Genomic DNA, 443 nt, shown 5'->3' with positions numbered 1-443 from the left:
CCATGGGAGTTGGTCTTACCCGACGGCGCTGCGCCAACCGCAAGGAGGCAGGCGACCACGGTAGGGTCAGCGACTGGGGTGAAGTCGTAACAAGGTAGCCGTAGGGGAACCTGCGGCTGGATCACCTCCTTTCTAAGGATTCTTTTTTGGACCTGGGTTCCGGTACTGCCGGCACCCTCCGAGACTTGGCCTCGTGCCACGGCTCATCCATCGAAGATCATTAGGATATCAGGGCTCAGTCAGAGCCCATTGGCGGGATGAATGCCGCCCTCGTTTCTCTTCCTCACCAGATAGCGCGATCGCGGAAGCGGTTTGGCTCACGCTGAACCCGTACCGCTCGATCGTACTGGGCCTGTAGCTCAGGTGGTTAGAGCGCACCCCTGATAAGGGTGAGGTCGGACGTTCGAGTCGTCCCAGGCCCACCATGGACGGGACGGTCTACC

At 60.5% G+C, this 443-nt stretch carries 1 tRNA gene and 1 rRNA gene; both read left to right on the top strand.

Annotation, left to right across the window (positions count from 1 at the left end):
* A 16S ribosomal RNA gene (locus MKK88_RS08460) occupies positions 1–132 on the top strand; the annotation flags it as partial.
* A 216-nt stretch (positions 133–348) separates the two neighbouring features.
* Positions 349–425: transfer RNA gene (locus MKK88_RS08455), tRNA-Ile, on the top strand.
* The last annotated feature ends 18 nt before the right edge of the window (positions 426–443 follow it).

Origin of the sequence: Methylobacterium sp. E-005 (assembly GCF_022829725.1) — a bacterium.
Taxonomy (GTDB): domain Bacteria; phylum Pseudomonadota; class Alphaproteobacteria; order Rhizobiales; family Beijerinckiaceae; genus Methylobacterium.
The sequence above is the reverse complement of the archived record's forward strand: the minus strand, read 5'-3'. Positions and strand labels throughout refer to the sequence as shown.